Genomic DNA, 9,786 nt, shown 5'->3' on the forward strand with positions numbered 1-9,786 from the left:
GCACCATTGGTGCGAGTTTTTCACTTTACTTAAAAACTGTCCGTAACTCGTTGTTATTCCCTATAATGCCATGCAAAATAGAAGTTGCCAAGATATATCCGTATAAAAGTGTCCGTATAAAATATGAGTCGAAAAGGTCAATCTATTACACTGTCGATATCAGAACGCGATAAAGCCGAGCTAGAAGCGATCGCTCGTGAATTCGGTATGATGTGGGGAGAGGAACCTAACATCTCTAAGTTAATTAAAGCGATCGCTCAACGTCAGTTACTCATCGGTAACAATAATAATTGGAAAGAACCACGCATCAGGGCATTACATCGCTGTATCAATGCGTTGACAGACATCGGGCAAATTGAACAAGCCCAAATCATTGCAAACTTACTTCTCGAACGCAGCGAACTATCATTACCGTTGCGAGGCGAAATCGAACGTTTCTTAGAGAATTTGCCCCCAGCCTGGCGCTTAGAAATAGACCGCTATATCTTGCGCGAACAGCCCTTTCAGCTTTCCTATCAAGATGCAGCCGGACACTTATTAAACTTTACAGTTCGCTATGCCAAAGTTACACCCCACGAAAAGCGGCAATATCTTGATTGCTGGTGCGAAGAGACAGAAGGAAACTTTGATATCCCAGAACTGATTCATAACTGGAGTTTACGATTAGACAGGATTACAGAAGCTGCTGTCATGCCAATTTCTGGTGAGTGGCGAGTTAATTTGGCTGAGATAGAAGTGGAAATGCATCTATTTGCTGGTTTGGCTTTTGCCTATCAAGCTAAACAAGAAGACAATATCAATGAGTGGATACCAGATAAAGCGCGAGTCCGGCGAGTTGTCAGGCGAATATCTAGTACATTCTGGTTTATGCGGGAAGTCATGCAGTATGCGCCAGATTGTGTAGTGATATTACCAGACAATGTGCGCGATCGCCTCAAACAAAAACTCCTCACCCTCTGCAATTTATACGATATCGAAACCAGGTCTTAACTCTTTCCCTCTCCGACTCGGAGAGGGACGGTTTTACTACGTAAAACCAGGGAGAGGTCTTTTCATCCTTGACAAAAGTACACTTCCATAAGATGCACTCATGTAACCGTTGTCTGCGATCGCCCATAGCCATTTACAATACGTAAGTAAGATAAATGACGTAATAACAAGGCTTACAGACATCAATTCTGAAAATTAAAGAAAAAAATAATTACTAATTGCCTAAAAATTCCGGTTTTTTTAGCTTTGGGATGATAAATAAAAATAATAGCGTTGAATGTCATGCTTCCTACTGCGAAGGATTACTGAAATTCTTCGCTGCTTTCAGGATGACTACTGAGCATCAAATAACATCTGCCGCCAATCAGTTTTTTTGCTGGAGATGCTGCTACATCAAAAGGCTCTACCACAAAACTTGATCTAGATGTGTCTAAGTAACTATGCTGATAAAGTGTAAAGATGTCACCGTATCTAGGAGTGAATTTTAAAGCAATCATAAAGGAATTTGTACCATTTTGGCAGGTTTTTATCCCAAAGATGGGATATTAGTAGATTGTACGAATCTTTATTGTTATTCACTATCTACCAACAACTGCTAAGTACAACCAAATACCAACACAGATAAGTTTAAGTAATTTAGCGAAGTAGGAAATAATACATGGTATTATCACTGTCTTCTCATAACGTTATCCAGTATCTGCAAGAAGCGGGGCTGTGTAGCTCAGAAGATGACGCATCAGATAAATCTGAGTTGCCAGGAAGTAGTAAGAACAGTTTCGATTTACTCGTGACTCTAGCAGATAATCGGAAACTGCTCATTAAACAAGAAAGCAACGTTAAAAACAATGACGGCGCTCCTCGTGAATTGTTTCAAGAGTGGCTATTTCATCAATTGCTCCAGCAGTTTCCCGTTCTTGGCAATATTTCCGCGATGCCTACGGCGGTAAACTACGCACCGTTGGTAGTCCATTTTGACGAAGAAAATTCTATCCTTGTCAGCAACTACTTAAGTGAATATCGGCAACTTGCGACATTCTACCACAACAATGAGATTTGTCCACAAGAAATTGCCACTGCCATCGCCACTACTTTAGCGGGACTGCATCGCGCAACCTACAACCACCGAGAATATCGGGATTTTATGGCAACTGCTCCCCAAGGAGAGTTTCGCTATGGCTTTTACAATCCGGCGCAAGGGTTAGGGTCAATTGGGCCGGAGATTTTTGGGACGGTTCCCACGGATGCGCTGAAATTCTATCTACTCTACCAGCAATCGGAGAGTTTGGAATCTGCGATCGCAGATTTGGCGTATGACTGGAATCCTTGCTGCTTGACTCACAACGACTTGAAATTGAACAACATCTTGGTTCATTCCAGTTGGGAGAAACTAGACAATTGCCTAGTAAGACTAATTAATTGGGAAGCTTGTTCTTGGGGAGATCCAGCTTTTGATTTAGGAACTTTACTAGCAAGCTATTTAGGAATTTGGCTCAATAGTCTTGTTGTAGACCCCACCATTGAGTTACAAGAATCTCTACATCTGGCGTTGACACCGTTGGAGACTTTACAACCTTCAATTCTTGCCCTAATTAGGGGTTATCTAAATGCTTTTCCCATGATTTTGGAATACCGCAATGATTTTATCGTGCGCGTTATCCAGTTTGCAGGGCTGGCACTAATTCATCAAATTCAGAATATGATTACCTGCCAAAAATCCTTTAATAATGCTGATATTTGTATGCTTCAAGTGGCTAAGAGTTTACTGACTATGCCGCAGCAAGGTGTACTGACTATTTTCGGAATATCAGAGTCAGAAATCCTTAACCCTGTGGGGAAAATCCATAAACTTCCTCAGCCTGTAAAAGAGCCACAGCTTCTTCGTCTTTATTACGAAAAAACTCGGCTTCGTAGTTGTTAATAGCAGGGAGTAGAACAATTATCAATTCTGACTCCTGGCTCCTCCTAAATTATGTTTTTTAAAGTTTGAGTTCTAAATGGATTAATGCTAAATTACTCTATCAATCAACCGCTAACTTCTCTATTCGATATTGCTAAGAATATTCAGATTGAGTCAAATTTTTGTATTTATCATCCCAATTATCAACCCTTTGCCCTGCCAACTAAAGTAGCCGAGAGATTTCAGCAAAATTCTGTAGATTTACAACAGAAATATCTTACCCTGCTGCTGCGAAACTTTCTTTATGGGATCTATTACAATGGTTCTCTACAAAGTACTTTAGCAGTCAATACTGATAGTAGTAATTGCTCGCCAAAGCAGAATTTAGCAGATAATTCCATCTTAGAAATTGATTGGAACTTTTACGAGCATCTACACGCCAGTAATCACGGCATAGGTTACTTTGACCCTCGATGGCAGGTGTTGCGGAAAGAACCTGATGGTACTATGGCAGTGACTAAAGGCGGTTTAACACTTTATGTTGAGCCAGAATGCCATTTAGAATCCAGTAAGAAATCTACCAAAGTGGGTGACATGGTAGCAATCTGGATGCCCAAAAATAGAATGCAAAATGGCTGTTACTTGGCAGTTAGTAATGTCGGACAGGAACGCCAGAGTAACCCCGATGCTGATTTGGGAGCAGGGCGAATTTACTTTAACTTTACGGCATCTGGTGCGATCGCTCTCATGGAAAGTTTGACACTGCAATTGAATGCAGCCTCCATTCCCTTTAGCTTTCAGGTTCTTCACAACCCTTCTGCATACGGACGCTATGATTCGGGACTACTCTACTTTGAACTCCCTGACTATCCAGCAATTCGCACAATCCTTCAGGCTATTTATCCAGAAAATCAATCCCATTTCCAGCCCGAAATTCCTTTATTTACAAAATTTTTAGCCCCAGGGTTAGGTTTAGCCGAAGAACCAACCCAAAAATTCGCCGCACAAGAAAGTTTTGGGATGAACCGTTGCCAAATTGTCGCTAATGCTTTATTGGAAGCTTGGCAAAAAGGTAAGAATGCGATGGAGGAGCGGATGAGGGTTATTGACCAACACTTTACACGACACCTAATAGATTTGCAGCGTCCTTATCTCAATCCCAGTTCAGAGGATATATATAAGCCGTTAAATTGATGGGGAGATGAGGGAGCAGAGGGAGAAGAAGAATAACTATGCCCAATGCCCCATGCCCAATTCAAAATTCAAAATTCAAAATTCAAAATTCCACAATTACCGGCGTATGGTCGCTGGGTTGGGTTAATTTTCTGGGCGCGGCATCAATGATGCAACTTGTAGCACGCTCATACAGCACGGGTGTGAGATAGTGATGGTCAATCCGCCAACCTAAGTTGCGACGGAAGGCGGCGGCGCGATAATCCCACCAGCTATAATTTCCACCTTCTGTGGTGAATTTACGGAAAGCATCGGCAAACCCTAGTTGCAGAATCTCGCGTAAGGCTTGGCGCTCGGTTTCTGTTGCCATAATGTGATTTTCTGTACTCACTTGCTCGTGAATATCCTTATCTTCCAGAGCGATGTTGAAGTCACCGCACACACAAATTGCAGGTTCCGATAGCACGAGCAACCGTAAATACTCGTGTAGCGCTGTTAACCAGCGCAGTTTGTATTCATATTTTTCAGTTCCTACTGCCGCACCATTGGGGACATATAAGTTAACAATCCGAACACCATCAATTACACCTGTAATTACCCGCTTTTGCTCATCCCATTCGTGATGTAAATCTGGCAAAATCGCCCTAAATCCGCTACTTACGTTTAAAAGTGGCTGGCGGCTAATCAGGGCTACGCCATTATAAGATTTTTGTCCTGATATATAAAGGTTATAGCCCAATTGCTCAAAAGGCGATCGCGGAAACTCGGCATCCGCAACTTTAGTTTCTTGCAAGCAGAGAACATCAACAGGATTGTTAGTTAACCAATCAGTAACCTGTTCGAGGCGAGTGCGAATTGAGTTGACGTTCCAAGTAGCGATTTTCATTAGTTATCAGAATTTTTTGAAAATTAATAATTACAAATTATGTAATTATTGTACAATTACTTAATATTTATAATTTCTTTTCCATTTCCCAATTACGTTTAAACAAACCTTTAATCATTTGATCCCATTGAGTATTTTAGTATTGTCAGCTACAAAATATTCAATTTTGTAAGTTACGCTACAAAATATTCTACTTCATTATGATCCCCAAGACAGATGCAACAAGTAATTGATTAGTTATAGGTTATAAATCTAGCTCATGGTTGACATTTGCCGATAGTTCTTGAAATTTGTCGGTAGAAAATTTGCAGGACGGTTAACCATTCTTGTGCTTTTGTTAGCCTGTTAGGTTAATTTAAATGTCAAAATAGTAAGTAGAAATGCTCTGTTCTCATACAATGATGATGCAACTCATCATATTGAGGACAAGTTCATAGACTGAACCAAAAAAACTTATGAAAATCGCTCAAGTTGCCCCCTTATGGGAAAGGGTTCCACCTCCTACTTATGGAGGAATAGAACTGGTAGTGAGTCGCTTGACTGATGAACTTGTTCGTCGCGGTCACGAGGTAACATTATTTGCCTCTGGCGATTCTCAAACTTTGGCTCATTTAGAAGCAGTTTATCCGCGTGCATTGCGTTTAGACCCAAACGTTAAAGAGTATGCAGTGTACGAAATGCTAGAACTGAGCCAAGTTTACCAACGTGCTAAAGAATTCGATCTTATCCATTCTCATGTAGGGATTTCGGCATTACCTTTAGCAAGTTTCATAACAGCAACCTCTACGGTGCATACCCTGCACAATAATTTTACAAACGACACCCGTCACGCATTTAGCTACTACCAGAAGCAACCATATATCAGCATTAGTAACTCGCAGCGTCAAGTCGATCTCAATTATGTTGGCACGGTTTATAACGGCATTGAGCTAGCAGATTATCCTTTCGTAGCCCAACCGTCAGAACCTCCATATTTGGCATTTTTAGGTCGTTTTTCGCCACAAAAAGGGCCGCAATATGCGATCGCTATTGCAAAGCAGAGTGGTTGGCGCTTGAAGCTGGCAGGAAAGGTTGATGTTGGAGACTCTAAGTTTTTTGAACAAGAGATTTCTCCCCACATAGATGGTCAGCAAATCGAATATCTCGGTGAAATTAACCACGCCCAAAAAGCTGAACTTTTGGGCAATGCCGCCATAACTCTTTTTCCCATTAGCTGGCAAGAACCTTTTGGCTTGGTAATGATTGAATCAATGGCAACTGGTACACCAGTTATTGCCATGAACTGTGGCTCAGTACCTGAAGTAATTGCCCACGGGAAAACAGGTTTTATCTGCAAAAGCTATGCAGAAATGGCGGCAATGATTCCACTAGCTTTGGAACTCAATCGTCAAACCTGTCGAAAACATGTAGAAAACAACTTTAGCGTTAGCCAAATGGTTAACGGATATGAAGCTGTTTACAGACAAATTATTAAAGACCGCATAGAATCGAATGGTCGCATTCATGCTACCAAAATCAACTTTTAATCAACTGCTTTTTTTCTGAGTTTAAACAACAAATTTTTTTAAGGAGGACATTGGTATGAGTACGAGAGCCAACACTTGCCCATGCTGCGGTGGTTCCCTCCTGCGTCATGCCCGTCATGGTGAACTATATTGGTTTTGCCTGTCGTGCCGACAAGAAGTGCCATTGTTAACTGCTACTCGCCTGCCTAATGTGGATACCCGGAATACAGGTGTGATTCCCCAGCCAGCAGTGAATACCTAGTTTTTCGCCATTTTCAGATTGATAAAAGCTGTTTACTAATATCTTGCACCGGGCGACTAGAAGTCGCGGCTACACAAGCAAAACCCGCCTACGCGGGTTTCAAACCCTTAATTTTGCGTTAGTCGGCCTAGATTCTCTTATTGATGTCAACAGGCGATATAAAATCCTTGTTGACATAACCAGTATCAACGTTCGAGTAAACTTTGCTTTGGCTATACCAACTCCGACTGCCAGGGGTGATATCATACTTCGCCTCCGTAATCAGTTTTTCAACTCCGAAGCATCAGTATCAAATAGAGCGGTCGCCTCAACTTCCTGGTATCCGAGCTTTTATGCTCTTTATTTTCTTCGTCGCTCCCTGGTTTGACCGTTGAACGGTCAAGCTTAATTGTCTTTGCAGACTATTTTAGGCCTGTTTCTGACACCCGATTTTGCCTATGTTTTCATTTTTATGCGATCGCACTCTCCTTATGACAATAATTTTTACAACACTATCCGAACTGACCTATCTACGCGGCGGACTTCGTTTGTATAGCCGCGTAAAGCCAACTCTTAGAGACGCTCTTGCTAGCTTGCTTCCACGAAGTGGTACGGCATAGCTTTACTTAGCACGTCATGCCGGAGGCTCTATTCTAATCACTTTAGTGTGCGGTTTTAAATCTTCTCTATGGCAATTTATAGCTACCAACACGTAAATTTAATTGACCTTGACGTGGGTTTTTGCTGAATATAAATGCGCCTTCTTCACTTTCCCCACTAGATAAAAAGTCGATTTGTTGCTCTCCTGTTTCTGTAACTTTGCCGTTAATTAGTAACTCAGCCATAATCTGAACTGACTCGGCTGTATCCCCTCCACTATTCACGACTTCAAAAGGAACATAAAATTGGCCATCAATTTCCCGAATTGTTGTTTTTTTGGTGACAGAAAGAATGGGAGGTTGATTCTTTTCGTTCAGCCAAGTGTAACCTACTAAACTCACAATGATTGCTAGGATAAGTGAGGCGACGCTGAATGTTACCCACTCAGCTATTGAGCGATTTGGTGGTTGTTCTGTTTGAGTCATATTGCTAACCTGCCGGCTGCACCGCCAATAGTTGCAGGTAAGCCCAGCATCAAGGTGTGATCTAACCACATTGTCCAAGGGTCGCTAAAACTTAACTTTTGAAAGAACCACAGCATAAAAGCGCTTGCTAGCAGTGACACTAGGTAAGACATAATAGTTTCGCTCGATGGTCGTTGGAAAATTCCCTTTTGCTCTCTTCGCTTTTGCTGGTCAGAAAAACCTGCTTGAAATACAATGCCATAAGAAATTAGTAAAGATGTGGCAATCATTGCCAACTCCCAAGGTGGCGAGGCTGCGGCTGCAAGCATAGTAATTTCATCTGTTGGAGCGATGTTAAATGCAATTATGGTTGCACCAATTAGGGTCCCACCCACATCAGCAAAGGTGCCGTTTAACTGATCTTTTTGGTTGCTGGTTGTGTCTTGTCCTTCTGCATTGCTGTTTCTACTATCTCCTAACAACTGGTTGGCTAATGCTACACCAAGAGCAAATGGCACACTTTCAAAGATGATTTTACCTAAAGATTCTTTTAGAGAAGTTTCTGGTGTCAATTCTCGCAATAGTAGCAGCACAAAGGTAGAGCAAGCTAGTCCGATGGCGATCGCTTCTACGGTATCCATTGCGGCTTGAGGAGCTAGCCAGCTATATCTGCGTTTCCGAAAGCCTTCTGTCTGATTGAGCAAGTAAACCACAATAAACATAAATGCGATCGCCATCATCATCAGTTGTGGTTTTGCCCGCGATCCAATCCACCAAACCTCCATTGTGTACAGTAAAGGGATGCCAAATAGAAAACCTCCGCAAGCACCCCGAATAATGTCATTAATCTCACTCTTCCATACATCTTTTTGACGTTTTGTTGCCACTCATTTACTTTCCTTTTGTTGAAAATTTGCTTTGACTTCTCTAATTTTCTATGAAGATGTATATAGCAGTCCTAAATACTTTGTGAAAAGTTAAATCCCCAACTTCTCAAAGAAGTCGGGGATGTGGACAGCGCGAATTTCCATGAATTCGGATTTTTTCCTTGCTTACTCCTGTAGCTTACCGTATCTATCTTAAGATATATAACCTACCGAATTTTTCTATCGGTTGATGGAAGTTCAAAAGGATAGCTTATTGTTAGCTTATCTAATAGCTGAATCAACTACAAGCTGGAGATAAAAACCATGAGTACCGAAAAAAGAGTAGAAGCTACTGTAAAAAATATTGAAGGAAAAATCCAAGAGGCTGTGGGTGAAATAACTGGGAATCCACAAGATAAGGCTGAAGGACAAGAAAAGCAAGCTGAAGCCCAAGTCGATCACACTGTAGAAAACATTAAAGATGAACTTAAGAAAGCTTTAGAATAATTTAGTTTTTGCAGTGCAGCAACACTAACCATGATTCATTAGTGATACTTTAACATTAATTACTCCACTAACTTTGAGGAAGTGGAGTTTTTGTATTTGCGTAAAATCTGAAAGGGTGAATCACTAATAAATTGCTTTTAACCACGATTTTTCGAGAGATTTAATTCAACTAATAACTGGCACGATTAGCTAATAAGTTCCAGAGGAATATGGCAATTATTGCGCCAATTACAGCAACAATTACACCTGGGATGCTCAGGGTTGCAGCAGTTAATTGAAATCTCCCCGTCTCTAAAAGAGTAACTAAAATTCCTCCGATCACAGCACCTACGATCCCTAAAACCATAGTTGAAGCAATTCCACCACCTTGACGACCAGGATAAATAGCTTTTGCTATAGCTCCAGCAATTAAACCCAGAACGATCCAAGCAATAATGTTCAGCATAATTTCATCCATCAAAAAACTTAATCACTAGCTTATAAATTACAATAGTGTTTTCCTTCTACCCGAAGGTATAAGTATGAAACTTCAATAACAATTAATAGCTTTTATCAGGGTTAGCGCGTCTCAAAGCCTATTGACAAGAGGACTTGCCTGATCGGCAATCTTTGTTGGAAACAAAGTGACACCATCCGAGGTAGGGTAAGATTTAATTC

The 9,786-nt window shown here is 41.2% G+C and carries 11 protein-coding genes; 6 read left to right on the forward strand and 5 right to left on the reverse strand.

The annotated features are described in order from the left end of the window. Positions 1-123 precede the first annotated feature (123 nt). Complete coding sequence (locus HWQ36_RS29280) at positions 124-990, forward strand: WYL domain-containing protein (protein WP_292709388.1); 867 nt, start codon at positions 124-126, stop codon at positions 988-990. A 302-nt stretch (positions 991-1,292) separates the two neighbouring features. On the opposite strand, the gene HWQ36_RS29285 is transcribed toward HWQ36_RS29280, so the two are convergent. Then, on the reverse strand, positions 1,293-1,487 hold the full coding sequence (locus HWQ36_RS29285) for a hypothetical protein (protein ID WP_292709390.1): 195 nt from the start codon (positions 1,485-1,487) through the stop codon (positions 1,293-1,295). A gap of 161 nt (positions 1,488-1,648) precedes the next feature. Here HWQ36_RS29285 and HWQ36_RS29290 point away from each other — a divergent pair, with 161 nt between their 5' ends. Together HWQ36_RS29290 and HWQ36_RS29295 are read left to right on the forward strand one after the other, a co-directional pair. After that, positions 1,649-2,908, forward strand: coding sequence for an aminoglycoside phosphotransferase family protein (locus tag HWQ36_RS29290; protein WP_292709392.1), 1,260 nt, complete (start codon positions 1,649-1,651; stop codon positions 2,906-2,908). An 84-nt stretch (positions 2,909-2,992) separates the two neighbouring features. Further along, positions 2,993-4,081, forward strand: a complete 1,089-nt coding sequence (locus HWQ36_RS29295) for a T3SS effector HopA1 family protein (protein WP_292709394.1) — start codon at positions 2,993-2,995, stop codon at positions 4,079-4,081. 82 nt (positions 4,082-4,163) lie between these two features. Here the strand turns inward: HWQ36_RS29295 and xth are convergent, their stop codons facing one another. Further along, a complete protein-coding gene (gene xth, locus HWQ36_RS29300) occupies positions 4,164-4,946 on the reverse strand; it encodes an exodeoxyribonuclease III (protein ID WP_292709396.1) in 783 nt (260 codons plus the stop codon). A 455-nt stretch (positions 4,947-5,401) separates the two neighbouring features. On the opposite strand from xth, the gene HWQ36_RS29305 reads away from it, so the two are divergent. Continuing rightward, on the forward strand, positions 5,402-6,472 hold the full coding sequence (locus HWQ36_RS29305; RefSeq protein WP_292709398.1) for a glycosyltransferase family 4 protein: 1,071 nt from the start codon (positions 5,402-5,404) through the stop codon (positions 6,470-6,472). Positions 6,473-6,527: 55 nt separating this feature from the next. Next, positions 6,528-6,713: a hypothetical protein gene (locus tag HWQ36_RS29310; protein ID WP_292709399.1), complete on the forward strand. Its 186-nt coding sequence runs from the start codon at positions 6,528-6,530 to the stop codon at positions 6,711-6,713. A 665-nt stretch (positions 6,714-7,378) separates the two neighbouring features. Here the strand turns inward: HWQ36_RS29310 and HWQ36_RS29315 are convergent. Both HWQ36_RS29315 and HWQ36_RS29320 read right to left on the reverse strand, forming a co-directional pair. Beyond that, positions 7,379-7,777: a TIGR02588 family protein gene (locus HWQ36_RS29315; RefSeq protein ID WP_292709401.1), complete on the reverse strand. Its 399-nt coding sequence runs from the start codon at positions 7,775-7,777 to the stop codon at positions 7,379-7,381. Continuing rightward, entirely contained in the window at positions 7,774-8,643 is an 870-nt protein-coding gene (locus HWQ36_RS29320; protein ID WP_292709403.1) for a TIGR02587 family membrane protein, read from the reverse strand. Before HWQ36_RS29320 ends, HWQ36_RS29315 begins: the two co-directional genes overlap by 4 nt. Positions 8,644-8,946: 303 nt before the next feature. Here HWQ36_RS29320 and HWQ36_RS29325 point away from each other — a divergent pair, with 303 nt between their 5' ends. Next, positions 8,947-9,129: a CsbD family protein gene (locus tag HWQ36_RS29325; protein WP_292709405.1), complete on the forward strand. Its 183-nt coding sequence runs from the start codon at positions 8,947-8,949 to the stop codon at positions 9,127-9,129. 169 nt (positions 9,130-9,298) lie between these two features. Here the strand turns inward: HWQ36_RS29325 and HWQ36_RS29330 are convergent, their stop codons facing one another. Continuing rightward, complete coding sequence (locus tag HWQ36_RS29330; RefSeq protein WP_292709409.1) at positions 9,299-9,571, reverse strand: GlsB/YeaQ/YmgE family stress response membrane protein; 273 nt, start codon at positions 9,569-9,571, stop codon at positions 9,299-9,301. Positions 9,572-9,786 lie beyond the last annotated feature (215 nt).

This window comes from Nostoc sp. NMS2 (assembly GCF_017115105.1).
Classification (GTDB): domain Bacteria; phylum Cyanobacteriota; class Cyanobacteriia; order Cyanobacteriales; family Nostocaceae; genus Nostoc.

Excerpts from the sequence above, each read along its gene's own strand:
- HWQ36_RS29280 (WP_292709388.1), top strand. The coding sequence starts at position 124 with ATGAGTCGAAAAGGTCAATCTATTACACTGTCGATATCAGAACGCGAT.
- HWQ36_RS29285 (WP_292709390.1), bottom strand. The coding sequence starts at position 1,487 with ATGATTGCTTTAAAATTCACTCCTAGATACGGTGACATCTTTACACTT.
- HWQ36_RS29290 (WP_292709392.1), top strand. The coding sequence starts at position 1,649 with ATGGTATTATCACTGTCTTCTCATAACGTTATCCAGTATCTGCAAGAA.
- HWQ36_RS29295 (WP_292709394.1), top strand. The coding sequence starts at position 2,993 with ATGCTAAATTACTCTATCAATCAACCGCTAACTTCTCTATTCGATATT.
- xth (WP_292709396.1), bottom strand. The coding sequence starts at position 4,946 with ATGAAAATCGCTACTTGGAACGTCAACTCAATTCGCACTCGCCTCGAA.
- HWQ36_RS29305 (WP_292709398.1), top strand. The coding sequence starts at position 5,402 with ATGAAAATCGCTCAAGTTGCCCCCTTATGGGAAAGGGTTCCACCTCCT.
- HWQ36_RS29310 (WP_292709399.1), top strand. The coding sequence starts at position 6,528 with ATGAGTACGAGAGCCAACACTTGCCCATGCTGCGGTGGTTCCCTCCTG.
- HWQ36_RS29315 (WP_292709401.1), bottom strand. The coding sequence starts at position 7,777 with ATGACTCAAACAGAACAACCACCAAATCGCTCAATAGCTGAGTGGGTA.
- HWQ36_RS29325 (WP_292709405.1), top strand. The coding sequence starts at position 8,947 with ATGAGTACCGAAAAAAGAGTAGAAGCTACTGTAAAAAATATTGAAGGA.